Below are 26062 nucleotides of genomic sequence, written 5' to 3' on the forward strand. Positions count from 1 at the left end.
AAGATGAAAACCACCTCACTTGCCATTCCGGACGTTATTTTGTTTGAGCCAAAAGTTTTCGGAGATGAACGAGGTTTTTTTTACGAAAGCTTCAATCAGAAAGTGTTTGAGAGTGCTGTCGGAAGGTCCGTTGATTTCGTGCAGGACAACCACTCGAAATCTGCGAAAGGGGTTCTTCGTGGCCTGCACTACCAGATTCAGCAAACTCAAGGAAAGCTGGTGCGGGTGACACAGGGTGAAGTCTTTGACGTCGCGGTGGATTTGCGCAAAAGCTCGCCGACATTTGGCAAGTGGACGGGGGCGTATCTCAGCGAGAGCAATCGGGCCCAGCTATGGATCCCTGAAGGGTTTGCCCATGGTTTTGTAGTGCTTTCGGAAAGTGCCGAGTTTCTCTACAAAACCACCGATTACTGGGCACCCGAACATGAGCGCAGCCTTGTGTGGAATGACGTTGACCTGGCTATCGATTGGCCGCTGCCCGGCGCGCCGGTGCTCTCCGCCAAAGACGCAAATGCCGTGCGTTTTGTGGACGCGCAAGTCTTCCCGTAACCATCGGGCCGGGCCCGTCGGCGGCGTGCGCGTTTAACCATCGAGTGGCAGGGCACGCCTGCCTCTACGCGGTCCTGGCCACTTTTCCCGCGCGCAACACCAGCCACAACGCCCCCCCGATCAACACCCCGCCATACACGTGTGCCATCGAAAACGGCTCATCCAGCAGCAAGGCGCCCCACAACACCCCGAACGGCGGAATCATGAACGTCACGGTCATCGACTTGACGGGCCCGATCGACGTCAGCAAGCGGAAGTACAGGATGTACGCAAATGCCGTACACACCAGCCCCAATCCCAAAAGCGAAGACCACACCTGCCAGCCGCCCCAGCTTGCAGGCGGATGGCTGATGGCGTTGTAGGCGAAAATCGGCAGCAGGAAGAGGGTGGCGCCGAGCATGCTGCCCAGGGCTGCAAGGCGGCTGTCGAGGCCACCGCGTTGATCCAGCCAGCGCCGCGCCAGGAAGCCGGCGAAGCCATAGCAAGTCGTCGCCAACAGGCAGGCGAGGGCGCCCGTCAGCAATTCCAGATCAAACGCCACCGGCCCGGCGCGGGTCAGCACGCCCACGCCGAACAGGCCCAGGCATACCCCGGCAATTTTTGACGGCGTGAGGCGCTCGCTGAAAAACAGCCCGCCGATCAACACCCCCATCAAGGGCGTGGTGGCGTTGAAGATGGCCGAGTAACCCGCCGGCAGCACTTGGGCCGCTACGGAATACAGGGTCGCGGGAATGCCGGAGTTGATCACGCCCAGCAGCAGCACGGTCTTGAATTTGCCCTGGAAGTCCCAGTTCACGCGCATCAGCGTAAGGATTACCAACAAACCGGCGGCGGCAATCGACACACGAAAAAACGCGGTGGGCACCGTACCGATTTCCGGCGCGATGATGCGCATGAACAGGAAGCTCGCGCCCCAAATGGCAGCGAGCCCCAGCAAGTACAAGGTGTCGACAGGTCTCACGGCGCGCGCCTCTGTAAATAAGGCGGCGATTTTTGCCCACTGGCCTGTCCGGCACAATGACTAATTACAAAACAAACCGCGTGACCATCGCGTTGAGGTCCACGGCCAGGCGTGACAGTTCCTGGCTGGCGGCCGAGGTCTGGGTCGCGCCGGCGGCGGTCTGCGTGGACAGGTCGCGGATGTTCACCAGGCTGCGGTCCACTTCTCGGGCCACCAGCGCCTGTTGCTCGGCAGCGCTGGCGATCACCAGGTTGCGCTGGCTGATCTGTGAGATGGCGGCGGTGATTTTTTCCAGGGCGCTGCCCGCGCTGTTGGCCCGCTGCAAGGTCTGCCCGGCGTGCTCGGCGCTGCTGTTGAGGGCGCCGACCGTATCCTGCGTGCCTTGCTGGATGCCGGTGATCATCTGCTCGATTTCTTCGGTGGAGTCCTGGGTTCGTTGCGCCAGGGAACGCACCTCATCGGCCACCACCGCGAACCCGCGCCCGGCTTCGCCTGCACGGGCGGCTTCGATGGCGGCGTTCAGGGCCAGCAAGTTGGTTTGCCCGGCGATGCCGCGAATCACTTCCAGCACCTTGCTGATGTCCTGGGCCTGTACCGCCAGGCCTTCGGCCTTGTTGGACGCCCCGAGTACCTCGTCCACCAGGTTCTGGATCGAGCTGATGGTTTCGCTGATCTGATAGTGGCCGTGCTTGCTGTCTTCATCGGAAGCCTTGGAGGCCTCGGCGCTGGACACCGCATTACCCGCCACTTCATCCACTGCCGCACTCATCTCGTTGACGGCGGTGGCGGCTTGTTCGATTTCATCGTTCTGCGCCTGCAGGCCACGGGTGCTCTGTTCCATCACCGAGCTCATTTCCTCGGCGGCCGAAGCCAGCTGCTGGGTGGATTCGCTGATGCCATGAATGGTGGATCGCAACTGTTGCTGCATGGTCGCCAGTGCGGTCAGCAGTTGCGCCGGCTCGTCATGGCCTGTGACCACGACCGGCTGGCTCAGGTCGCCGGCGGCGATGGTGCGCGCCACGGTCAAGGCCTGGGCGATCGGTGCGGTGATGCTGCGGGTCAGCAGCCAGGCCAGCAGCAAGGTGGCCACCAGGGCACACAGGATGATCAGGCCGACCACCCACTGGGCGCTGGAATACATTTGCGCCGCCGAGTCAGCCGCATTCTGTACGCCTTGCTGGTTGAAGCTGATCATGTCCTCCAGGCTTTTGTTGAGCACGGTGCCCTGGGGGGCCAGGCGGCTGGTGAGCAGGTCGATGGCGTCTTGCTGCTGGTCTTTGTCCACCAGGTCGACCATCTGGGCGACGATGGTGACGTAGGTGTTCACGTCGGCCTTGAGCTGTTTGAACATCACGCGCTCTTCGTCGCCGCTCAGCAGTTCTTCATGGTGTTCAAGCAGGGTTTGCAGTTCGCTGCGCTGACGGGTGATCAGGCTTTTGCTGGTGTCGCGTACGCGCGATTCGTCGGTGGTCGCCAGACGCAAGGATTCCAGACGAATGGCTGCGATACAGGCAGCCGCATCGTGGATATTTTCGATGCTCGGCATCCACGATTCTTCGATCACCAATGCACTTTCGCGCAGCTTGGCCATCTGCCCCAGGCCAAACATGCCGACAATCACCAGCATGCTCGCCAACACCCCAAAACTCAGGCTGGCGCGCAGACCGATCCTCACATTCCTCAATGACATCTCAATGCTCCTTAGGCGGGTAGAACCTGTTCCCGGATCGGTCTTCAGACCTTGTTAGGGTGGGAGAGGGCGCGCTATATAGCAAAGTGCCATTAATCTGGTAACTAGGGTTTCCCTTACGCCGTATCGAAGCGGCTACAAAGGTTGTGAAAGCGCGGCGGGCCCGACTTTTCACACTGCCAGCGCAAAGCCACGGGGTTTCAGGCCTGTGCTGATTAAGTGTGCGACTTTTTGGTGCATTTCCTGACCAGTCGGTCGAGTTATGGGCAGTGAAAATAAATGTACAAAGTTGGTTTGCAGGTACAACGTCGCTGGAAAATTCTTCCTTCTCCTGCCCGCGATCACTGGCTAAGCTCAGGACTTCCAGATACCCGTTCGAGGTTTTTCGCATGCCGCAATCCGCCCTCGCCATCGCCCGGATGATCCTCGATGGCTTCGACGATTACCGTGAGCATTTCCGCCGGATCACCATTGGCGCCCGCGAACGTTTCGAGAAGGCGCAGTGGCAAATCGGGCAAGCGGCCTCGGCGGCGCGTATCAATTTGTATGAAGAAAAAGTCGCCGAAGTGACGGCGCGCCTGCGTGGCGGTTTTGAGGCGAAAACCCTGCTGGATGTCGAGGCGTGGCCCGTGGTCAAAAGCGCTTATATCGGCTTGATCGACCTGCGCTTCGACGATGAGCTGTCCGAGACCTGGTACAACTCGATTTTCTGCAGCCTGTTCAGCCATGACCTGATCAGCGACGGCTGCATGTTCATCCACACCACCCGGCCCAGCCTGCGCCGCGCGCGGGCGGCGCAAACCCGCCTGTACGCACCGGCAGGCAAGATCACCGAGATGCTCGCGCAGATCTTCGCCGACTACAGTTTCAACGAGCCCTACGCCGATTTGCCCGCCGACCTGCGCCGCCTCGAAGCACAACTGCGGGAAAACCTGCCGGACTGGGTGTGCAAAGACCCGGATCTCACCGTCGAGCTGTTTTCCTCGGTGCTTTACCGCAACAAGGGCGCGTACCTGGTCGGGCGCCTCTATACCCGCGACGAACAATGGCCGTTGGTGATTCCGCTGCTGCACCGCGAAGGGCGGGGCATTCAGATCGACGCGCTGATTACCGACGAAGCCGAAGTGTCGATCATCTTCTCGTTCACCCGCTCCTACTTCATGGTGGACGTACCGGTGCCCGCCGAGTTCATCGGCTTTCTCAAGCGCATCCTGCCGGGCAAACACATTGCCGAGTTGTACACCTCCATTGGCTTTTACAAACACGGCAAGTCAGAGTTCTATCGCGCGCTGATCAATCACCTGGCGACCACCGATGACCGCTTCATCATGGCGCCCGGCGTGCGCGGCATGGTCATGAGCGTGTTCACGCTGCCGGGCTTCAACACCGTGTTCAAGATCATCAAGGATCGTTTCTCGCCGTCGAAAAACGTCAACCGTGCCACGGTGATCGAAAAGTACCGGCTGGTTAAAAGCGTCGATCGGGTAGGGCGCATGGCCGACACTCAGGAGTTCGCCGATTTCCGTTTTCCCCTGAGCAAGTTCGAGCCCGAATGCCTGGCCGAATTGCTGGAAGTCGCCGCCGGCACCGTCGAAGTTGAAGGCGACACCGTGCTGATTCGCCACTGCTGGACCGAACGGCGCATGACCCCGCTCAACCTCTACCTCGACAATGCCAACCCCGCGCAGATACGCGAAGCGCTGGAAGACTACGGCCTGGCCATCAAGCAACTGGCGGCGGCGAATATCTTTCCCGGTGACATGCTGCTGAAAAACTTCGGCGTCACCCGCCATGGTCGCGTGGTGTTCTATGACTACGACGAAATCTGCTTTCTCACCGAGGCCAACTTTCGCCACATCCCCGCGCCACGCACGCCCGAGGATGAAATGGCCTCCGAACCCTGGTATTCCATCGGCCCGCACGACGTGTTTCCGGAAGAGTTTCCGCCGTTTCTGTTCGCCGATGCCAGCCAGCGCAAGCTGTTTGATGAGCTGCATGGCGAGCTGTACAACGCCGACTACTGGAAAGGCCTGCAGGAAGCCATTCGCGCCGGCAAGGTGATCGATGTGTTCCCGTACCGGCGCAAAGACCCTCTGTAACACCTATCCCCCTGTGGGACGGGTTTGCGTGGGAGCGGCCTTGCCCGCGATAGCGGTGTATCAGGCGGTAGATGTGTTGCTGACAGAACGTAATCGCGGGCAAGCCCGCTCCCACCTTTGATTGGGTTTATCCGTGATGCCGCTCAGCCGTCTGCCAGATGAGGCGCTTTTCTGCCACACTTGGCGGCCGTGCCTATATAGATGACCGTCAAGTACCTGATGACTGACCAAGCGCCCACTATCGACCAACTGCTCAAAACCCTCGACCACGCCATGCTCGCCGACCGCCACCGCTTGCGGCGGCAGTTGCTTGAGCTGCGTAAAAAGCCCGACGAGGAAAAGCTGGCGCAGTGGGTGGCGCGCATGCAGGCGTCCTGCGCCCAGGTCACGGCGCGGCGCGCCAGCCTGCCGGTGATTCGTTATGACGACAGCCTGCCGATTGCCGCCAAGCGCGACGAGATCAAAGCCGCGCTGAACAAACATCAGGTGCTGATCATCGCCGGTGAAACCGGTTCGGGTAAAACCACCCAGTTGCCGAAGATCTGCCTGGAAATCGGCCGCGGCCAGTTCGGCCTGATCGGCCACACCCAGCCGCGCCGGATTGCTGCGCGCAGCGTGGCCAGCCGGGTTGCCGAAGAACTGGCGACGCCATTGGGCGCGCTGGTCGGCTATCAGGTGCGTTTCGAAGATCAGAGTGATTCCAACACCCTGATCAAATTGATGACCGACGGCATTCTGCTCGCCGAAACCCAGAACGACCGCTACCTCGAACGCTACGACACGATCATCGTCGACGAAGCCCACGAGCGCAGCCTGAACATCGACTTTCTGCTGGGCTACCTGAAAACCCTGCTGCCGCGCCGCCCCGACCTGAAAGTCATCATCACCTCGGCGACCATCGATCTTGAGCGCTTTTCCAAGCATTTTGATGACGCGCCGATTGTCGAGGTGTCGGGCCGCACCTTCCCGGTCGATACCTGGTACCGCCCGCTGACCCTGGAACAGGACGAAGAGGGCAACCGCGTCGAAGATGACTTGACGGTTGACCAGGCGATCCTCGCCGCCCTCGATGAAATCGCCGCCTACGAGCGCAGCGAACGGCGCAGCCCCGGCGATGTGCTGGTGTTTCTGCCGGGCGAGCGCGAGATTCGCGACGCCGCCGACATGCTGCGCAAAGCCCAGCTCAAACACACCGAAATCCTGCCGCTGTACGCGCGCCTGTCGCCGGCCGAGCAGCAGCGCATTTTCCAGTCTCACCCGGGCCGTCGCGTGGTGCTGGCGACCAATGTCGCCGAAACCTCGCTGACCGTGCCGGGCATTCGCTATGTGATCGACAGTGGCACCGCGCGCATCAGCCGCTACAGCTACCGCGCCAAGGTGCAGCGCCTGCCGATCGAGGCGATTTCCCAGGCCAGTGCGAACCAGCGCAAAGGCCGCTGCGGCCGGGTCGAGCCGGGCATCTGCATCCGCTTGTACAGCGAAGAGGATTTCATCGGGCGTCCGGAATTTACCGACCCGGAGATCCTGCGCACCAACCTCGCGGCCGTGATCCTGCAAATGCTGCACCTGCGCCTCGGCGAGATCACCGATTTCCCGTTTATCGAGCCGCCGGACGGCAAGGCCATCAGCGACGGTTTCAACCTGCTGCAAGAACTCTCGGCGGTGGATCGCAACAGCCAGCTCACGCCGTTGGGCCGTCAGTTGGCGCGTCTGCCGGTGGACCCGCGCATGGGCCGCATGTTGCTGGAAGCGGCCAAACTCGGCAGTTTGCAGGAGGTGCTGATCGTCGCCAGTGCCATGTCGATCCAGGACCCGCGCGAGCGCCCGCCGGAGCGCCAGCAAGCCGCCGACCAGGCCCACGCACAGTGGAAAGACGCGGATTCGGACTTCGCCGGGCTGGTGAACCTGTGGCGCGGCTTTGAAGAACAGCGTCAGGAACTGACCGCCAGCCCGTTGCGCAACTGGTGCCGCAAGAACTTCCTGAACTACCTGCGGTTGCGCGAGTGGCGCGATTCCCATCGCCAGCTCAGCCTGATTTGCCGCGACCTGCAGCTGACGATCAACAAAGACCCGGCGGATTATCCGAAGCTGCACAAAGCGGTGCTGTCCGGCCTGCTCAGCCAGATCGGCCAGAAGACCGAAGACGGTGACTACCTGGGGGCGCGTCAGCGGCGTTTCTGGATTCACCCTTCGTCGGGCATCGGCAAAAAACGCCCGCAATGGCTGATGACCGCCGAACTGGTGGAAACCACCAAGCTGTATGCGCGCATGGTCGCCAAAATAGACGCCGACTGGATCGAGCCCCTGGCCGGGCATTTGATCAAGAAAAATCACTTCGAACCGCATTGGGAGAAGAAGCGCGGCCAGGTCGTGGCGTTTGAGCAAATCACCCTGTTTGGGCTGATTGTGGTCGGGCGTCGCCCGGTGCATTACGGGCCGATTGACCCGGTGGTGTCGCGCGAGCTGTTTATCCGCGAGGGGCTGGTGCGCGGCGAGATTCAGTCGCGGGCCAAGTGCCTGACGGCCAACCAGCAATTGCTGGAGCAGCTGGACGAGCTGGAAGCCAAGGCGCGCCGCCGCGACATTCTGGCCGACGAAGAAACCCTGTACGCCTTCTACGACGCGCGTTTACCCGCGGAGATTCACCAGACCGCGACGTTCGACAGCTGGTACAAGGTCAACAGCCAGAAAAACCCGCAATTGCTGATCATGCGCGAAGAAGACGTGCTGGCCCGCGAGGCCAGTGAAGTCACCGCGCTGCATTACCCGGACGCCCTGCACCTGGGCGACCTGGAGCTGGCCCTGAGTTATCACTTCGAGCCCAACCACCCGCGCGACGGCGTGACTCTGCGCGTGCCGGCGCCGCTGCTGCCGGCCTTGCCGCCGGAGCGCCTGGAGTGGCTGGTGCCGGGGGTGATTGAAGCCAAATGCATTGCGCTGGTGCGCAACTTGCCGAAGGCGCTGCGCAAGAACTTCGTGCCGGTGCCGGATTTCGTCAAGGCTGCGCTGCAACGGATCGAATTCGGCCAGGGTTCGCTGCCTCAGGCGCTGGGGCGCGAATTGCTGCGCATGACCGGCGCGCGCGTCAGCGATGAGGCGTGGGCCGAGGCGGCGCAGCAGGTAGAGAACCACCTGAAGATGAACCTGGAAGTGGTCGACGGCCAGGGCAAGTTCCTCGGAGAAGGCCGCGACCTCGCCGAGTTGACCGCACGCTTTGCCGAGGCCAGCCAGGCCGCGTTGGCCGTGCCGCAAACCGCGAAAAGCCAGCAGCCGGTGGAAGCCAAGGTATTTGCGGCGGTGGCCGAGAAGACCCAGCAGAAGATTGCCGGGCTGTCGATGACGGTGTATCCGGCGCTGGTCGAAGACAACGGCACGGTCAAGGAGGGGCGTTTCTCCACCGCCGCCGAAGCCGAGTTCCAGCACCGCCGCGCATTGCAGCGTTTGTTGATGCAGCAATTGGCCGAACCGGCCAAATTCCTGCGCGGCAAGCTACCCGGCCTGACCGAATTGGGCCTGATGTACCGCGAACTGGGGCGCGTCGACGCCTTGGTGGAAGACATTCTGCTGGCGAGCCTCGACACCTGCGTGCTGGAAGGCGAAGCGAGTTTGCCTCGCGATGGCGCCGGCCTGGCGGCGCTGGCTGAACGCAAGCGTGGCAGTTGGACCGAGCATGCTGAACGCCTGGCGCGCCACACGCTGGAGGTGTTGAAGCTGTGGCATGGCCTGCAAAAGCGCTTCAAGGGCAAGATCGACCTGGCCCAGGCCGTGGCCCTGAACGACATCAAGCAACAATTGAGCAATCTGGTGTACCCGGGCTTTGTGCGGGAAACCCCGTCGCAATGGTTCAAGGAATTGCCGCGGTTCCTGAAGGCCATCGAACTGCGCCTGGAAAAGCTGCCGAGTCAGGTGCAAAAGGACCGCGTGTGGAGTGGTGAGTTGGCGGGCTTGTGGACGCAATACGAAAACCGCCTGAAAAAACATGCCCAGGAAGGCAAGCGCGACCCTCAACTGGAGCTTTACCGCTGGTGGCTGGAGGAATACCGGGTGTCGTTGTTTGCCCAGCAGCTGGGCACCAAGGTGCCGATTTCCGACAAGCGTTTGAGCAAGCAGTGGAGTTTGGTGGAGGCTTGAGGCCGTTCCCGGTTTTGAAAGTTGCTCAGGTCAAATGTGGGAGCTGGTTGCCTGCGATGCAGACACCTCGGTATGTCAGCAGGACGCAGTGATGATATCGAAGGCAAGCCAGCTCCCACACAAGCCAGCTCCCGAAGGCGTACTCGGGGTTTTTCCGGTGGATGGCGCCAAATCCGTGGGGTTGTGGCAAACTTCCCGGTCATAAATGCCGGGATCGTCGCGCAATGCTGCGACGCGATGGAATAAAGCGATGCCAGTTTGATGTCCGCTGGGCGGGATCGGACTACTTACAGTTTGGTACGACGGTACCAATATCTTCTGCCTGACAGATTTAGAGGAACGACCGTGCATAACGTCGTCATCAGCGGCACTGGCCTGTACACCCCGGCCAACAGCATCTCCAACGAAGAGCTGGTGCAGTCTTTCAATGCTTACGTGCAACAGTTCAACGAAGACAATGCCGAAGCCATCGAGCGCGGCGAAGTGCAAGCGCTAACCGAGTCCAGCGCGGCCTTTATCGAGAAGGCATCGGGCATCAAGAGCCGTTTTGTGATGGACAAGGACGGCATTCTCGACCCGCAACGCATGGCCCCGCGCCTGCCCGAGCGCAGCAACGACGAATGGTCGGTGCTCTGCCAGATGGCCGTCGGCGCCGCCGAACAAGCCCTGCAGCGCGCCGGTAAAACCGCCGCCGACATCGACGGCGTGATCGTCGCGTGCTCCAACCTGCAGCGCGCCTACCCGGCCATCGCCATTGAAGTGCAGGAAGCCCTGGGTATCCAAGGCTTCGGTTTCGACATGAACGTGGCCTGCTCCTCGGCGACCTTCGGCATTCAGAACGCCGCCAACAGCATCCAGCTGGGCCAGGCCCGGGCGATTTTGATGGTCAACCCGGAAGTTTGCACCGGCCACCTGAACTTCCGTGACCGCGACAGCCACTTCATCTTCGGCGATGCGGCCACGGCAGTGGTGCTGGAGCGTGCTGACCTGGCGACGTCGGCGCACCAGTTCGATGTGGTGAGCACCAAGCTGCTGACCAAGTTTTCCAACAACATCCGCAACAACTTTGGCTTCCTCAACCGCACGGCGGAAGAGGGCATCGGCGCGCCCGACAAACTGTTCGTGCAGGAAGGCCGCAAGGTGTTTCGCGATGTGTGCCCGATGGTCGCCGAGCTGATTGGTGTGCACCTGGAAGAAAACCAACTGGATGTGGCCGATGTGAAGCGATTCTGGCTGCACCAGGCCAACCTGAGCATGAACCACCTGATCGTGAAGAAACTGCTGGGCCGCGAAGCCTCGGTGGAAGAAGCGCCGGTGATTCTCGACACCTACGCCAACACCAGTTCCGCAGGATCGGTGATTGCGTTTCACAAATATCAGGACGATTTGCCGAAAGGCTCCGTCGCGGTGCTCAGCTCGTTCGGCGCGGGTTACTCGATCGGCAGCGTAATCCTGCGTAAACGCTGATATAGCGCCGGAATGCGGTTAATGTGGGAGCTGGCTTGCCTGCGATGACGAGGGTGAATTCACCGCCGCTATCGCAGGCATGCCAGCTCCCACAGGTATCCACAGCAGGATTGAGGTAAACGATGGCAGCAGCGGACGACGCGCACCTGCTAGAACGATTGCTCAAGGGTGAGCAGCGGGCCTACAAGGAACTGGTCACCACCTACCAGAGCGCCATGCGCGCTGTGGCCTATGCCATTGTCGGCCAGCGCCACGCCGACGAAGTGGTGCAGGACGCGTGGCTGTCGGTGGTACGCAACCTGGCCAAGTTCGAAGGGCGCTCCAGCCTCAAGACCTGGCTGCTGACCATCACTGCCAACTCCGCCAAAGGCCGTTACAAACAGAACCGCCGGGAAGTTTTGCTCGATGATTTGCCTTCGCCCCACGGCACCATCGGCGATGACCGCTTCGTGCCGGACGATGGCCACTGGGCCGTCGCGCCCTATGCCTGGCATCAGGACACCCCGGAAGCACTGCTCACCGAAGACGAACTGCGCAAATGCCTGGAACATACGATTCTGAGTTTGTCCGAGTTGCAAAGCAGCGTGCTGGTGCTGCGAGAACGCCAGGGCCTGGAGTTGGAAGAGATTTGTAATCTTCTGACGCTGTCGCTCTCCAATGTCCGTGTGCTGTTGCATCGAGCACGGCTTAAAGTCTTCGCCACGGTGGAGCATTTTGAGGAAACGGGCGAATGTTGACCTGTAAAGAACAAGTGGCGCGTTCCAGTGACTATCTCGATGGGCAACTGACCTTTCGCGAACGTCTGATGGTGCGTCACCACCTGATGTTCTGCCCCAACTGTCGGCGATTTATCCGTCAGATGCGCCTGATGCAGGCGACTTTGAAGATTATGCCGGAAGAGCCGGTAAAGGACGCTGATGCATTGGCAGATCGGCTGGTAGCCGAACGGCTGAAAGATCAGTAAAGGCGGGAAAGGCAGACTCGCGTGGGTGAGCCGGACGGATGATGGGGACCGGCCCCACGCAAGGCTGTTGCAGCCACCCCGGGCCGTCCTGGCCCGAGGCTTGTTACACGAACATTTAGAACTTGGCTTCGGCATCCAGCTGCAGGGTGTTGGTGTTGGCATCACGCTGCGTGCGGCTGGCGTAGTCAGCCTTGGTCAGGAAGTACGTGGCGCCCAGGGCGAAGTTCTTGTCGATGTCGTAGCTGACCTTCATCTTGTGACCGCGCGAGCCGGTGGTGCCGTTGGCGAAGTCCGAGTCAGTGAAGGCGCCAACCACTGCGTTACGTTGAATATCGCGGTAGTTGTAGTCCAGGTTGAAACCGAACACTTTGGACTTGGCACCTACCAGCCAGGCGGTGTCCTGATCGGTCACGGCATCGTTGTTTTTCACGTACTGGCCGTAGAACGCCAGCGGCACTGCCAGGCCACCGATGTCAGCCTGGGCAAAACCTTCATACAGGCGGAACTGGTTGTCGGCCGAGTTGCCGTTCACTGCCAGCGCGCAAGGCGTGGTGGTGGTTGTGCAGCGGCTGTCCTTGTCGTTCTGGTAGGCGTAGACGCTGCCGCCCAGGGTCATTTTCAGGTTGTCGGTGACCGAGAAACGCGTACCCAACTGGCCCGAGGTCAAGCGCAGGTCGTGACGGAACTGCACGCCGTCGCCGTCCACGTTGTCCTTGAGGTTGTAGTTACCGATGCTGCCGAACAGCTCGGCGCTGCTGCCCAGCGGGTATTTGTAGGTCAGGGCCAGACCTTCCGGGTTGATGTCGCTATCCCAGATCACGTCGCCCATGTTGACCCACGGCTGCAGCATCTTGCCGCCGATCACGTGCAGGTTCTTGATCTGGTCCGGGTGGTAGTCGATGTAGCCCAGGTCCAGCCAGATCGACTTCTTGTCGAAGTAGTTGTCCTGGTCCTGGTTGGTCGAACGAGCGTCGTCGCTGCTGCCGGTGGCGATACGGATGCCGGTATCGACCTGGGAGTTGATCTCGGTGTAGGCGCCCAGACGGGCACGGATGCGCTGACGGTCCTTGTCGCGGCCACCGTTGTTGGATTCGCCCTGGATCTTCACGGTTTCCTGACGGAAACGCACGTCACCCTTGAACTGGGTTTTCGCGGCCCAGGCCAGCTTCTGGTCGAAGCTGCTCAACTCGGTGGTTTTTTTCGCGGTAGCGGCGATCTGCTCGTTGGTCTCTTGTTGAGCTTGCTGTGCGATCTGCTTTTCCTTCTGGTCCTTCGCCAGTTCCGCTTGCAGCTCAGTGTACTGCGCCGCGGTGATCTGGCCGTTGGCCTTGAGCATGTCGAGCAATTTAGCGTCGACTGCAGCGCTGGCCGGGTGGCTGAGTGCCAGCAACAGGCCGCCACACAGGGCCGCCGCAGTTTTGGTGGAAGCAAGACGCATATCAATCTCCGAAAGTGAGGAGGGAAGGCAAACCCTCCAGGACACAACCGCCTGCTAGAACCAGGCGCTCTAAAAACAGGCGTCAGTATCACGATCGTTTATGACGGAGCAGTGGCTAAGTGATGTCATGTAGATGACAATTTATTTATAAAGGAACTATCTGGCATGGGTTTTGTCCGGCCATTTACAGATGCGTGAAGCCCCGGTGATAAGCGATACTCGCCAGGCTTTCACGCCCTGAAGTAGTGAGGATGCCGATGCCGTTGCAACGCCTGGACAGCCTGTCCGAAATCGCCCCGCAGGTGTGGGATGCCCTGGTGCCGCAGGCCCAGCCCTTTGTGCGGCATGCGTTTTTAAGTGCTCTGGAGGACAGCGCCAGCCTGGGGCCGCAATCGGGCTGGCAGCCGGAACATCTTCTGCACTGGGAAGGCGAGCGGCTGGTGGCAGCGTTGCCCAGCTACCGCAAATGGCATTCCTACGGCGAGTACGTGTTTGATCACGGCTGGGCGGATGCTTGCGAACGTGCGGGCATTGATTACTACCCCAAATTGCTCACGGCGGTGCCGTTCAGCCCGGTCAGCGGCCCTCGCTTGTTGGCGGCAAATGCGCAGGACGGTTTCGAGTTGCTGAAGGCGTTGCCGGGTTATCTGGAAATCGAAGGGCTCTCCAGCGCTCACATCAACTTCACCGACCCATTGGCCGACGAAGCGCTGATGCAGCAACCGGGCTGGCTGCAGCGCCTGGGTTGCCAGTTCCATTGGCAAAACCGGGGTTATCGCGATTTTCAGGATTTCCTTGACGCCTTGAGTTCACGCAAGCGCAAACAGATGCGCAAGGAGCGCGAGCAAGTGGCGGGGCAGGGCATTGATTTTGAGTGGCTGCTAGGCCATGAACTGAGCGAAGCCCAGTGGGATTTTGTCTACGCCTGCTACGCCAACACCTACGCGGTGCGCCGCCAATCGCCCTACCTGACCCGCGCGTTTTTCAGCCTGCTGGCCGAGCGCATGCCCGAAGCCATCCGCGTGGTGCTGGCCAAACAGGGCGCACGCCCGGTGGCCATGGCCTTCAGCCTGATCGGCGGCGACAGCTTCTACGGTCGCTACTGGGGCTGCCTGGCGGAATTTGACCGGCTGCACTTCGAAACCTGTTTCTATCAGGGCATGGACTACGCCATCGCCCATGGCCTGCAACGTTTCGACGCCGGTGCTCAGGGCGAACACAAGCTGATTCGCGGGTTTGAACCGGTGATCACACGATCGTGGCATTACCTGCGCCACCCGGGCCTGAAAAATGCCGTGGAGGATTTTCTCGAGCGCGAGCGCGTGGGCATTGTGGCGTATGCGCAAGAGGCGAGGGCGGCCTTGCCTTATCGGCAAGGTTGAGCGAGGCCAGTGTGGGAGCTGGCTTGCCTGCGATGACGGTCTGTCAGCCAACTCTTCAGTGGCTGATCTAACGCTGTCGCAGGCAAGCCAGCTCCCACAGGTTTGACTGGTGTGTGTTCAGTCGATCCCGACAAACCCGCCGGTCTGGTGCTGCCACAACCGCGCGTACAGCCCGCCGTGGGCCAGCAATTCGGCATGGCTGCCACTCTCGGCAATCTGGCCTTTTTCCAGCACCACCAGGCGGTCCATGCGGGCGATGGTCGACAGCCGGTGTGCAATCGCGATCACGGTTTTGCCCTGCATCAGGGTTTCCAGGCTTTCCTGGATCGCCGCTTCCACTTCCGAGTCCAGCGCCGAGGTGGCTTCGTCCATGATCAGGATCGGCGCGTCCTTGAGCAGTACGCGGGCGATGGCAATGCGTTGGCGTTGCCCGCCGGAGAGTTTCACCCCGCGCTCGCCCACGTGAGCATCCAGCCCGGTGCGCCCTTCGGCGTCCGACAGTAGCGGGATAAACTCATCGGCGCGGGCCTTGTGCACGGCGGCCCAGAGTTCTTCGTCGGTGGCGTCCGGCTTGCCGTACAGCAGGTTGTCACGGATCGAGCGGTGCAGCAGCGAGGTGTCCTGGGTGATCATGCCGATCTGCTCGCGCAATGATTCCTGGGCGACTTCGGCAATGTTCTGGCCGTCGATCAGGATGCGTCCGCCTTGCAGGTCGTAAAGACGCAGCAGCAGGTTGACCAGAGTCGACTTGCCCGCGCCCGACGGGCCGATCAAGCCGATTTTCTCGCCCGCCCTGATCTCAAGGTTCAGGCCGCCAATGATCCCGCTCTTTTTGCCGTAGTGAAAATCTACCTGCTCAAAGCGCACTTCACCTTGAGGCACTACCAGGCGCGGCGCGTTCTCGCGGTCGATCACCGCCAGGGGCTGGGCGATGGTCTTCAGGCCGTCCTGCACCTGGCCGATGTTTTCGAAAATGCCGTTGACCACCCACATGATCCAGCCGGACATGTTGACGATGCGAATCACCAAACCGGTGGCCAGCGCGATGGCGCCGACGGAGATCAGCGACTGGGTCCACAACCACAGGGCCAGGCCGGTGGTGGTCACGATCAGCAGGCCGTTCATGCTGGTGATCACGATGTCCATGCTGGTCACCACGCGGCTGGCCAGCTGGGTTTTTTCGGTTTGCTCGATGATCGCTTCCTTGGCGTATTCCTGCTCATAGCGGGTATGGGCGAACAGCTTCAAGGTGGTGATGTTGGTGTAGCCGTCGACGATACGGCCCATCAGCTTGGAGCGCGCCTCGGAGGAAATCACCGAGCGCTCCTTCACCCGAGGCACGAAGTAACGCAGGGCCAGGCTGTAGCAGATGATCCAGGTCACCAACGGGATCATCAAGCGCCAGTCGGCTTCGGCAAACAGCACGAGCGAGCTGATGGCGTAGATCGCCACGTGCCAGATCGCGTCCACGGCCGCCACGGCGGAGTCGCGCAGGGAGTTGCCGGTTTGCATGATGCGCTGGGCGATACGCCCGGCGAAGTCGTTCTGGAAGAAGTTCAGGCTCTGTTTGAGCACGTAACTGTGGTTTTGCCAGCGAATCAGGCTGGTCATGCCGGGGCTGATGGTCTGGTGCACCAGCAAGTCATGCAGGGCGCCGAAAATCGGGCGCAGCAACAGGGCGACCACGGCCATCCAGATCAGCTCGCTGCTGTGAAGCTGGAAGAAATTCTCGGGCGGCGTGCCCTGCGCCAGGTCGATGATGCGGCTCAGGTAGCTGAACAGCGCCACCTCGATCAGCGCGCCAATCAGGCCCACCACCAGCAAGGCGGCGAAATGCGGCCATACCTGGCGCAGGTAGTAGATATAAAACGGCAGGACTTTATCGGGAGGCGCGGCGCTGGGTGCGTCGCGGAAGATATCGATCAGTTGTTCAAAACGACGATAGAGCATTGGGGTTGACGCCCGCCGGGCGGGCTCTCCTTTCAAATGCGCGCGCCGCCTTGTGGGCTGCGCGCGGAGTTTCCTGCAGACCTCAGTCGATGCGCTTGGCCGACTTGATCACAACAGGATCGATTGGCACGTTCTGCATGCCCTGCTTGGTGGTGGTCTGGGAGTTGACGATGATATCCACCACATCCATGCCTTTGACGACCTTGGCGAACACGGCATAACCGGCGTCGCGGCCCGGGTCGAGGAAGGCATTGTCGGCCACGTTGATGAAGAACTGGCTGGTGGCCGAGTTCGGGTCATTGGTGCGCGCCATCGACAGGGTGCCACGCACGTTATGCAGGCCGTTGCTGGCTTCGTTCTTGATCGGCGCGTCGGTCGGTTTTTGCGACATCTGCGCGGTGAACCCGCCGCCCTGAACCATGAAGCCCGGGATCACACGGTGGAAAATCGTGTTGGTGTAGAAACCCTTGTCGACATAGGCCAGGAAGTTCTTGGTACTGATCGGCGCCTTGACCGGGTCCAGTTCGATTTCAATGTCGCCGTTGGTGGTGGTGATCAGTACGTGCTGGGCCTTGGCGGGTTCGGCGGCCATCAGGTTGGCGGCGAACAATACGGAACCGGCGAAGAAGGCGATTTTTTTCAGCATGGGTCAGTGATCCTGGGTAGTGGTTTCGACTGTCTTTAGAAAATCGAGCAAGGTAGCGTTAAAGACTTCGGGTTGATCCAAGGGCGTGGCGTGGCGGGAATCTGCGATCACCACCAGCCGCGCATCGGGCAGCAGTTTTACATAGTTTTCTTTTTGCGCCACGGGGGTGTAGTCGTGGTCGGCGCTGATGACCAGCGTAGGACAGGCAATTCGCGAAAGTTGTTCCTGCACGCCCCAGCCCACAATCGCATCAAAGCTGGCGAGATAAGCACGTTTGTCGTTTTTTGCCCAGCGTTCGGCCATTTTGCGCCGCAGGTCGGCTTGGTGCGGTTGGGGGAACAGCCGCTCGCCCAACGCCTTGCCGATGGTGGCCAGGCTGAGCACACGCGCCAGGCTCCAGCGCTTGGCCCACTGCCAATAGTCATCGACGCTGCGCACCTTGACCTCGGGCGCGCTGTTGACGATGCACAGGCTCTTGAGTCGCGCGGGTTCGTCCACCGCCAACTGGAAGGCGATCATGCCGCCCATGGACAAGCCCACTACGTGGGCCGGCGGCAGATCCAGGTGCTCGATCAGCGCGATCAGGTCGAAGGTGAAGCCCCGAATGCTGTAGCGCTCGCGGGGTTTGTCGGAGCGCCCGTGGCCGCGCACGTCCACCACGATCAGGCGGTAATGCCGGGCCAGCACCGGAATCTGCAGCTCCCAATCCTGGCTGCTCGAACCCAGGCCGTGGATCAGAATCAGCGGGGCGCCATGGCCATATTCCTCGTAATGCAGGCTGCAGCCTTCATGGTCGAACCAGGCCATGGGTGAACTCCGTTTCAGGCTTGTTGTGGTGCGGCGAAAGGCGCGTCCAGAGGGGCGGTGTCAAAGGTGCGCAGCAGGTCGATCAGAATCTGCGTGGCGGGCCCCAAGGGTTTGTCTTTGTTCGAGTACAGGTAAAACGTCGGGTTGCGGCTGCCGCCTTTTTCCAAGGGTAGCTGCTTGAGCAGGCCTTCGTTGAGCTCGCGCTCGATCATGTGCCTGGGCAGCCAGGCGAAGCCCAGTCCGCTGCTGACGAAGGTCGCGGCGGTGGGCAGGCTGCCGACCGTCCAGCGTTGTTCGGCACCGAGCCAGCCCACATCCCGCGGCTGTTGGCGGCCGGAGTCGCGGATGACCACCTGCATCTGGCTCTCGAGGTCCTGAAAGCTCAGCTCGCGGTTCAAGCGGTGCAGCGAGTGGTCGGGGTGGGCGACGGCGATGAATTCCACATCGCTCATTTCGGTGCCCAGGTAGCCCGGAATGATGAAGCCGCTGATTGCCAAGTCAGCCATGCCATCCAGTAACAATTCTTCGACGCCGGAGAGCACTTCTTCACGCAGCCGCACCCGGCAGCCGCGGCTTTGCGGCATGAAGGCGGTGAGGGCGCGCACCAGGCGTGCGTTGGGGTAGGCGGCGTCCACCACCAGCCGTACTTCGGCCTCCCAGCCCTGCTCCATATGGTGGGCGAGGTCTTCCAGCTGGCTGGCGTTTTTCACCAGTTGGCGGGAGCGGCGCAGCAGCACTTCACCGGCGTCGGTGAGCACGGCCTTGCGCCCGTCGATGCGCAGCAGTGGCACGCCGAGCTGGTCCTGCATGCGGGCCACGGTGTAACTCACCGAGGATTGCGAACGGTGCAGCGCTTCAGCCGCCTGGGCGAAGCCGCCATGGTCGACCACGGCCTGCAAGGTGCGCCATTGATCGAGGGTAACGCGGGGCGCTTTCAAGATGAGCTCCTCTTGTCCTAAGCTGGCGGTCCTTATTGGAGACTGCCGAATGAGAAAATTCTGTTGTGTGCTGCTGGCGCTGCTGCCATTGACGGCGTTTGCCTATACCACCGATGTGTCCAAGGATATTCAGGGGGTGAAGATTGATTACAGTGCGTCCGACATCGACAGCAACATCAGCTCGATCCGCTTGACCAATTACGGCGCCAATGACGCGGTGTGCAAGCTGGTCTTCACCAATGGCCCGGAAGCCCCCCGTGCGCGCAAGGTCACGGTTGAGGCGGGCCAAAGCACCAACACCACGGTCAATTTCAGCCGCAGCATCATCAAAATGCGCATCAAGCTGACCTGCGCCCCGAAATAACGCAGCGGCGGAGCATGCCTACCGCATGACTCCGCTTATAAACAAATTTCTGGATAGGTTATAGCAGTTATTTGCGCTTTTTAATCGAATGAGCCCGGCTTAATCTTTTCTCCATCGCCTTACAGCACTTACAGATGGAGCCTACACCGCCATGTCCAACGTTCTGATCATCGAAAGCAGCGCCCGCCAGCAGGATTCGATTTCCCGCCAACTGACTCAACAGTTCATCAGCCAATGGCAGGTCGCACACCCGGCGGATCAGATCACTGTGCGTGACGTCGCGCTGAACCCGGTTCCCCACCTGGACGCCAACCTGCTCGGCGGCTGGATGAAACCGGCCGAACAGCGCAGCACGGTTGAACAGGCCTCCCTGGACCGCTCCAACGAATTGACTGACGAATTGCTCGCCGCGGACGTGCTGGTGATGGCCGCGCCGATGTACAACTTCGCCATTCCCAGCACCCTCAAGGCCTGGCTGGACCACGTGTTGCGGGCCGGTGTGACCTTCAAGTACACCGCCACCGGCCCGCAGGGGTTGCTCACCGGCAAACGCGCCATTGTGCTGACTGCGCGGGGCGGGATTCATACCGGTGCGGCCTCCGATCACCAGGAACCGTACCTGCGCCAGGTCATGGCGTTTATCGGGATTCATGACGTGACCTTCATTCACGCCGAAGGCGTGAACCTGAGCGGTGACTTCCAGGAAAAGGGCATCAACCATGCGAAAGCGCTGCTGGCGCAGGTCGCCTGATGCGTTAATCGCCAGATAATCGCGCGGTGTTTATCTAGGCCCACGCAAACCCTTCAAGTACGCGTACCAAACCTCCCTTTGCACTTGTTGCTCCTGAGTGCTCCTGCCCGACTGACGCTTTAGCGAGGTCGGGTTTTTTTTGCCCCGAGTTTCAGTAAACGCCGAAAACCTTTAATGTCCCGCCCATTCGAAATGAGGCGCGCATGGGCTATTTACTGGTTGTCACCCTGATTCAGGCATTTTCCTTCAGCTTGATCGGCGAATACCTCGCCGGTCATGTCGACAGCTACTTTGCGGTGCTGGTGCGCGTGGTGCTGGCCGGGCTGGTATTTATCCCGCTGACCCGCTGGCGCTCGGTGGAGCCCGCGTTCATGCGCGGCATGCTGATGATCGGCGCGCTGCAGTTCGGCGTGACCTATGTGTGCCTGTACCTGAGCTTTCGCGTGCTCACGGTGCCGGAAGTGTTGCTGTTCACCATCCTCACGCCGTTGCACGTCACCTTGATCGAAGACGCCCTCAACCGGCGCTTCAATCCGTGGGCGCTGGTGGCGGCGCTGGTGGCGGTAGGCGGCGCGGCGGTGATCCGTTTCGACCAGATCACCCCGAACTTCCTCGGCGGTTTCTTGCTTCTGCAACTGGCCAACTTCACCTATGCCGCCGGGCAGGTGATGTACAAGCACCTGGTGGCGCGCCACCCGAGCGACCTGCCGCACTATCGACGCTTCGGCTACTTCTACCTGGGCGCCTTGATAGTGGTGCTGCCGGCATTCCTGCTGTTCGGCAAGGCCAACTATTTGCCCGAAGCGCCGCTGCAATGGGGCGTGCTGGTGTTCCTCGGTCTGGTCAGCACCGCGCTGGGCATGTACTGGTGGAACAAGGGTGCGTGCCAGGTCAACGGCGGCACGTTGGCGGTGATGAACAACCTGCATGTGCCGGTGGGGCTGCTGCTGAATCTGCTGATCTGGAACCAGCACGAGCCGCTGGGGCGTCTGGCGTTGGGCGGGTTGGTGATTCTGGGGGCGGTGTGGATCAGCCGAGTGGGTGTGCGCAAACAGCCAATCCCACGCTGAACCCCTTGTGGGAGCGGGCTTGCCCGCGATAGCGGAGTGTCAGTTTGCAGATATCTCAACTGATACACCGCCATCGCGGGCAAGCCCGCTCCCACAGGAGATGGGTGGCGTCAGGCCGAATTGTTTTCCAGAGCCGGCAAATGACTCGCCCCCAACACCGCCGGCAATACCCCTGCCCGCAAGTCATTGCCACTGGGCTGCTGATACAGGCTCAAGCCAAACTCCGGCAATACCGCCAGCAAATAATCAAAAATATCCCCCTGAATCCGCTCGTAGTCGGCCCAGGCCGTGGTGCGGGTGAAGCAGTAGATCTCCAGCGGCACGCCCTGCGCGGTGGTTTGCATCTGGCGCACCATGCAGGTCATGTTCGGCTGGATGTCCGGGTGGCTTTTCAAATACGCCAGGGCGTAGGCGCGGAAGGTGCCGAGGTTGGTCATGCGCCGGCGGTTGGCCGACAGCTGCGCGCTGTGGCCCTGGGCCTCGTTCCAGGCCTTGAGTTCGGCCTGTTTGCGGCTGATGTAGTCGGTGAGCAGGTGCACCTGGGTCATGCGCACTTCTTCATCGTCACGCAGAAAACGCACGCCGCTGGCGTCGATGAACAGGCTGCGCTTGATCCGCCGCCCGCCCGAAGCCTGCATGCCGCGCCAGTTCTTGAACGACTCGGACATCAGGCGCCAAGTGGGGATGGAGACGATGGTTTTGTCGAAATTCTGCACCTTGACGGTGTGCAGGGTGATGTCCACCACGTCGCCATCCGCGCCGACCTGGGGCATTTCGATCCAGTCGCCCACGCGCAACATGTCATTGCTGGTCAGCTGCACGCTGGCGACGAACGACAGCAGCGTGTCCTTGTACACCAGCAAAATGACCGCCGACATGGCGCCCAGACCCGAGAGCAACAACAGCGGCGAGCGGTCGATCAGGGTGGCGACGATGATGATCGCGGCAAACACAAACAACACCATCTTGGCCAGTTGCACGTAGCCTTTGATGGAGCGTGTGCGTGCATGCTCGGTGCGCGCGTAGATGTCCAGCAGCGCGTTGAGCAGGGCGCTCACCGCCAGGGTCATGAACAGGATGGTGAAGGCCAGGGCCACGTTGCCGATGAACAGGGTGGCGGTCTTGCTCAGGTCCGGCACCAGGTACAGGCCGAATTGAATCACCAGTGACGGCGTCATCTGCGCCAGGCGATGAAACACTTTGTTGTGCCGCAGGTCGTTGAGCCAATGCAGCGCCGGCTGGCGGCCGAGCAATTTGACGGCGTGCAGGATCAGGTAGCGCGCCACTCGTCCGAGCAACAGGGCGACCACCAGCAACACCAGTAAACCCAGGCTGGAATGCAACACCGGGTGTTCATCGAGGGCGCCCCAAAGGTCTTGGATGTTACGCCAGAGCTGTTTGATATCCATGGGTGAAAGCGATTCTTCTGTAAGGCATGACGGGCCGATTAGAGCATTTAAGTGCAACAAAGTTGGCTTTACAGACAAAATCACTGACAAAAAACCGGCTGATTGGCACCGTTCGCGTAAAGAAACTCGGTTTGGACGCCCGAAACCGGTAACCTATGCCGCTGATATTTTGTATTTCTTCGAGGTAGCACCCGTGTTTTCCCAATTCGCCCTGCACGAACGCCTGCTCAAAGCCGTGGCCGAGCTTAAATTTGTCGAGCCTACGCCTGTGCAAGCAGCGGCCATCCCGCTCGCGCTCGAAGGGCGTGACCTGCGGGTGACAGCTCAAACCGGCAGCGGCAAGACCGCAGCTTTCGTTCTGCCCGTTCTGAACCGCCTGATCGGCCCGGCCAAGGTGCGTGTCAGCATCAAGACCCTGATCCTGCTGCCGACCCGCGAGCTGGCCCAGCAGACGTTGAAGGAAGTCGAGCGCTTTTCGCAGTTCACCTTTATCAAGTCCGGCATCATTACCGGCGGCGAAGATTTCAAGGTCCAGGCCGCCATGCTGCGCAAGGTGCCGGATATCCTGATCGGTACCCCGGGCCGCATGATCGAGCAACTCAACGCCGGCAACCTGGACCTCAAGGAAGTCGAAGTGCTGGTGCTCGACGAGGCCGATCGCATGCTCGACATGGGTTTTGCCGATGACGTGCAGCGCCTGGTCGGCGAGTGCGTCAACCGTCAGCAAACCATGCTGTTCTCCGCCACCACCGGCGGTTCGACCCTGCGCGACATGGTCGCCAAGGTGCTGAATAACCCTGAGCACCTGCAGGTCAACAACGTCAGCGACCTGAACGAAACCACGCGTCAGCAGATCGTCACCGCCGACCACAATGTGCACAAAGAGCAGATTCTCAACTGGCTGTTGGCCAACGAGACCTATCAGAAGGCCATCGTGTTCACCAACACCCGCGCTGCCGCCGACCGTATCTACGGTCGTCTGGTGGCCCAGGAATACAAGGCGTTCGTGCTGCACGGCGAGAAGGACCAGAAGGATCGCAAGCTGGCCATCGACCGCCTGAAGGCCGGCGGCGTGAAGATCCTCGTGGCCACCGACGTAGCTGCGCGCGGCCTGGACGTTGACGGCCTGGACCTGGTGATCAACTTCGACATGCCGCGCAGCGGCGACGAATATGTACACCGTATCGGCCGTACCGGGCGTGCCGGCAACGATGGCCTGGCCATCTCGCTGATCTGCCACGGCGACTGGAACCTGATGTCGAGTATCGAGCGCTACCTCAAGCAGTCGTTCGAGCGCCGCACCATCAAGGAAGTCAAAGGCACCTACACCGGGCCGAAGAAGGTCAAGGCCTCGGGCAAGGCCGTTGGCGTGAAAAAGAAAAAGACCGACGCCAAGGGCGACAAGAAGAAAACCGGCGCCAAGTCGCCGACCAAGCGCAAGATCGCCAACCGGCCGAAGACCGACAATCTGTCGCTCGTCAGCAAGGACGGCATGGCCCCGCTCAAGCGCCGCAAGCCGCAAGCGCCTGCTGCCGAGTAAGCCTGCCTTGATATGAAAAACCGGACGATTGTCCGGTTTTTTTTGCCTCAGTTTTTGGCTTTGGCCGCCGCGTCGTCGAGGTCTTTGAGGCGCTCATCGATCAACTGACATTTGTCGGGCAAGTCGGCCGAAGCCGTGTCCATGTCCATTTTCTGCAGTTCTGCGTTGATTTCCTTGGCCTTGGCCGGGTTCTGCTGGGTAAGTTTGGTAACTTCCTTGGCCAATTGCTCGCGTTTGGCGGTGGCCTCTTCGGGTGTGCAGGCCCACACGGGCAAAGCGCTTAACAGCGTGGCCGCAAGGGCCAGGTTTTTCAGGGCTTTCATGGTTCGACCTCCTTGGCAGGGATATTCAGTGGAGGGCGCCGCGCACCGGAAAGTTCACAGTAATGACGCCTGTCTATCCGGCTGAACGGCCACGAGTGCGGCCTGTCACACCTTTTGACGGGCTAACTTCCACCGGCCTGCAGGAGGAATCAGGATGACGACTTACAACTGGGATCTGATCGAACGTCTGCTGCATGAAGTGCAGAACGGCGAGGGCAGCTTCGCGCCGCGCAAATACGCCGAGCAGGAAGCGGCCGAAAAGGCAACGGCGGGCGAGTCCACCGGCAACCTGGATACATTGAAAAAGACCGCTGCCGATTACGAAGCGCTGCTGTTCAAGCGCGGGTTCATTGAGTCGCGCCCGACGGAAGAGGGCGGTAACGGTGAGAACTTTATCCTGACGGCCCTCGGCGCCCAGTTGCTGGCATTGATCGACAGTTCGATTCCGGGCAATGATCACCCGCGTCAGGTATTGGATGAGCAGTCGGACGCGCTGGACCCGGCGACGTTTGCTGAAGTGGCGTCCAAGGCGCAGATTGCTTAACCAGGAACAATTCAAATCACATGTGGGGGCGGGCTTGCCCGCGATGCAGGCCGCTCGGTGTTTCTGCCGGACCGAGGCGATGCTATCGCAGGCAAGCCAGCTCCCACACAAGCAAGCTTCCACACAAAACCAGTTCTAGGTTGAGGTGGCTTTCAGGCATTTGAGCGCCTTGAAGTCGCTCCGTACCTTGTTGATCTTTTGGGTGAGTTTCAAGCGTTGTTGCACGCTGCTCTCGGCCATCAGGTCGACGATCAGGCCGCGGGCTGCGGCCTCTGTTCTGGCGTAGGCTTGCTGGTATTGCGGCGTCCACAGGCTTTCGCGGTCCACCAATAGCTGCTGGATTCTCTGCGGGAAATCAGGGCTGTGGCGCTGCTGCACGGCGTCGATAAATTGCGCCTGCCAGTGTGCGCGGTTGCCGATCCATTCCTGGTTCTGCTCGCCCAGGGCTATTGACCAGGCGGTGACGCGGTTTTGCTGGCTGTCGCTGAGCGGGCCCATCCAGTCGTCCAGACGTTTGCTCATGCGCTCCGCGCGCTCCCTGATCTGCTGCGCCAATGGAGGCTTGAGGTATTCGTCCTGGCGCTTGCGCAAATCCTTGGCCAGGGCGTCATTCATGTCCTTGACCTGCTGGTCGTCCAGGCCCTGCAGCAGCTCGACCGCCGACGGAGTGATGGTGCGTGCGATCTCGGCGATGGCCTGCTTGGCTTCGACGGTACGGGCTTGCAGCGCGGCGTCGGTGACCTGGTGGGTGTCGACCATCTGCTGCAGGCGGTCGAGCCAATCCAGATAACCGGGCAACTGCGTGGTGCAATGCCAGGCCAGGTGTTCTTTAAGGGTGTCGTTGAACCAGCTTTTCTGCTCGGCGTGCATGCCCAGATAGTCGTTGAGTGTCCAGGGAATGATCACATCAAGGTTGCGGTAGGCCAGGCCCACGCGGTTGCACGCGGTGAGCGCCAGGCTCAGGGTGAGCAATACCACCAGCAGTTTGAGCCGACGCAACATGGGCAGGTCCTTGCGCAATGAGGGGTATGCATGTGAA

General features: G+C 60.8%; 22 protein-coding genes. 12 read left to right on the forward strand and 10 right to left on the reverse strand.

Annotated features, from left to right (window positions below):
• Window positions 1-3: 3 nt before the first annotated feature.
• Entirely contained in the window at window positions 4-549 is a 546-nt protein-coding gene (gene rfbC / locus ATI14_RS15950) for a dTDP-4-dehydrorhamnose 3,5-epimerase (protein WP_016973326.1), read from the forward strand.
• Window positions 550-613: 64 nt separating this feature from the next.
• Here rfbC and ATI14_RS15955 read toward each other — a convergent pair whose 3' ends face one another.
• Window positions 614-1510 (reverse strand): DMT family transporter, encoded by an 897-nt coding sequence (locus tag ATI14_RS15955; protein ID WP_016973327.1) that lies wholly within the window; start codon window positions 1508-1510, stop codon window positions 614-616.
• A 64-nt stretch (window positions 1511-1574) separates the two neighbouring features.
• The gene (locus ATI14_RS15960; RefSeq protein ID WP_080520119.1) at window positions 1575-3200 is read right to left on the reverse strand and encodes a methyl-accepting chemotaxis protein; all 1626 of its coding nucleotides are present in this window, start codon (window positions 3198-3200) and stop codon (window positions 1575-1577) included.
• 389 nt (window positions 3201-3589) lie between these two features.
• On the opposite strand from ATI14_RS15960, the gene aceK reads away from it, so the two are divergent.
• The 5 genes from aceK (at window position 3590) to ATI14_RS15985 (ending at window position 11861) form a co-directional block, all read left to right on the forward strand.
• Window positions 3590-5299: a bifunctional isocitrate dehydrogenase kinase/phosphatase gene (gene aceK / locus ATI14_RS15965; protein ID WP_080520118.1), complete on the forward strand. Its 1710-nt coding sequence runs from the start codon at window positions 3590-3592 to the stop codon at window positions 5297-5299.
• Window positions 5300-5518: 219 nt separating this feature from the next.
• Window positions 5519-9430 (forward strand): ATP-dependent RNA helicase HrpA, encoded by a 3912-nt coding sequence (gene hrpA, locus ATI14_RS15970; RefSeq protein ID WP_031320237.1) that lies wholly within the window; start codon window positions 5519-5521, stop codon window positions 9428-9430.
• A gap of 345 nt (window positions 9431-9775) precedes the next feature.
• The gene (locus tag ATI14_RS15975) at window positions 9776-10897 is read left to right on the forward strand and encodes a beta-ketoacyl-ACP synthase III (protein WP_016973331.1); all 1122 of its coding nucleotides are present in this window, start codon (window positions 9776-9778) and stop codon (window positions 10895-10897) included.
• A gap of 122 nt (window positions 10898-11019) precedes the next feature.
• A complete protein-coding gene (locus ATI14_RS15980; protein ID WP_016973332.1) occupies window positions 11020-11634 on the forward strand; it encodes an RNA polymerase sigma factor in 615 nt (204 codons plus the stop codon).
• Window positions 11628-11861 (forward strand): anti-sigma factor family protein, encoded by a 234-nt coding sequence (locus ATI14_RS15985; RefSeq protein WP_016973333.1) that lies wholly within the window; start codon window positions 11628-11630, stop codon window positions 11859-11861. Before ATI14_RS15980 ends, ATI14_RS15985 begins: the two co-directional genes overlap by 7 nt.
• A 115-nt stretch (window positions 11862-11976) precedes the next feature.
• Here the strand turns inward: ATI14_RS15985 and ATI14_RS15990 are convergent, their stop codons facing one another.
• Complete coding sequence (locus ATI14_RS15990; protein ID WP_016973334.1) at window positions 11977-13299, reverse strand: putative porin; 1323 nt, start codon at window positions 13297-13299, stop codon at window positions 11977-11979.
• Window positions 13300-13556: 257 nt separating this feature from the next.
• Between ATI14_RS15990 and ATI14_RS15995 the strand changes: the two genes are divergently transcribed.
• Window positions 13557-14681: a GNAT family N-acetyltransferase gene (locus tag ATI14_RS15995; RefSeq protein ID WP_020372610.1), complete on the forward strand. Its 1125-nt coding sequence runs from the start codon at window positions 13557-13559 to the stop codon at window positions 14679-14681.
• A gap of 117 nt (window positions 14682-14798) precedes the next feature.
• On the opposite strand, the gene ATI14_RS16000 is transcribed toward ATI14_RS15995, so the two are convergent.
• From ATI14_RS16000 to ATI14_RS16015, 4 genes are all read right to left on the reverse strand, one after another.
• The gene (locus tag ATI14_RS16000; protein ID WP_016973336.1) at window positions 14799-16631 is read right to left on the reverse strand and encodes an ABC transporter ATP-binding protein; all 1833 of its coding nucleotides are present in this window, start codon (window positions 16629-16631) and stop codon (window positions 14799-14801) included.
• Window positions 16632-16713: 82 nt separating this feature from the next.
• Window positions 16714-17277, reverse strand: coding sequence for a peptidylprolyl isomerase A (locus ATI14_RS16005; RefSeq protein WP_016973337.1), 564 nt, complete (start codon window positions 17275-17277; stop codon window positions 16714-16716).
• A 3-nt stretch (window positions 17278-17280) separates the two neighbouring features.
• The gene (locus ATI14_RS16010; protein ID WP_016973338.1) at window positions 17281-18084 is read right to left on the reverse strand and encodes an alpha/beta fold hydrolase; all 804 of its coding nucleotides are present in this window, start codon (window positions 18082-18084) and stop codon (window positions 17281-17283) included.
• 14 nt (window positions 18085-18098) lie between these two features.
• Window positions 18099-19022, reverse strand: a complete 924-nt coding sequence (locus ATI14_RS16015; protein ID WP_017255849.1) for a PA3225 family LysR-type transcriptional regulator — start codon at window positions 19020-19022, stop codon at window positions 18099-18101.
• A gap of 49 nt (window positions 19023-19071) precedes the next feature.
• On the opposite strand from ATI14_RS16015, the gene ATI14_RS16020 reads away from it, so the two are divergent.
• From ATI14_RS16020 to ATI14_RS16030, 3 genes are all read left to right on the forward strand, one after another.
• Window positions 19072-19386: a hypothetical protein gene (locus ATI14_RS16020; protein ID WP_026083246.1), complete on the forward strand. Its 315-nt coding sequence runs from the start codon at window positions 19072-19074 to the stop codon at window positions 19384-19386.
• Window positions 19387-19537: 151 nt separating this feature from the next.
• Window positions 19538-20137 carry an FMN-dependent NADH-azoreductase gene (locus ATI14_RS16025; RefSeq protein ID WP_016973341.1) on the forward strand — a complete coding sequence of 200 codons (600 nt, stop codon included), beginning with the start codon at window positions 19538-19540 and terminating at the stop codon, window positions 20135-20137.
• A gap of 203 nt (window positions 20138-20340) precedes the next feature.
• Window positions 20341-21207, forward strand: a complete 867-nt coding sequence (locus ATI14_RS16030; protein WP_016973342.1) for a carboxylate/amino acid/amine transporter — start codon at window positions 20341-20343, stop codon at window positions 21205-21207.
• Window positions 21208-21317: 110 nt separating this feature from the next.
• Here ATI14_RS16030 and ATI14_RS16035 read toward each other — a convergent pair whose 3' ends face one another.
• Window positions 21318-22616, reverse strand: a complete 1299-nt coding sequence (locus ATI14_RS16035; protein WP_016973343.1) for a mechanosensitive ion channel family protein — start codon at window positions 22614-22616, stop codon at window positions 21318-21320.
• Between the two features lie 193 nt (window positions 22617-22809).
• Here ATI14_RS16035 and ATI14_RS16040 point away from each other — a divergent pair, with 193 nt between their 5' ends.
• Window positions 22810-24156 carry a DEAD/DEAH box helicase gene (locus ATI14_RS16040; RefSeq protein ID WP_016973344.1) on the forward strand — a complete coding sequence of 449 codons (1347 nt, stop codon included), beginning with the start codon at window positions 22810-22812 and terminating at the stop codon, window positions 24154-24156.
• A gap of 47 nt (window positions 24157-24203) precedes the next feature.
• Here ATI14_RS16040 and ATI14_RS16045 read toward each other — a convergent pair whose 3' ends face one another.
• Entirely contained in the window at window positions 24204-24479 is a 276-nt protein-coding gene (locus tag ATI14_RS16045) for a hypothetical protein (protein WP_016973345.1), read from the reverse strand.
• A 154-nt stretch (window positions 24480-24633) separates the two neighbouring features.
• Between ATI14_RS16045 and ATI14_RS16050 the strand changes: the two genes are divergently transcribed.
• Window positions 24634-25023: a hypothetical protein gene (locus ATI14_RS16050; RefSeq protein ID WP_016973346.1), complete on the forward strand. Its 390-nt coding sequence runs from the start codon at window positions 24634-24636 to the stop codon at window positions 25021-25023.
• Between the two features lie 135 nt (window positions 25024-25158).
• Here the strand turns inward: ATI14_RS16050 and ATI14_RS16055 are convergent, their stop codons facing one another.
• Window positions 25159-26025, reverse strand: coding sequence for a DUF6279 family lipoprotein (locus ATI14_RS16055; protein WP_016973347.1), 867 nt, complete (start codon window positions 26023-26025; stop codon window positions 25159-25161).
• Window positions 26026-26062 lie beyond the last annotated feature (37 nt).

The sequence above is a fragment of the Pseudomonas tolaasii NCPPB 2192 genome, from assembly GCF_002813445.1.
Lineage (GTDB): Bacteria > Pseudomonadota > Gammaproteobacteria > Pseudomonadales > Pseudomonadaceae > Aquipseudomonas > Aquipseudomonas tolaasii.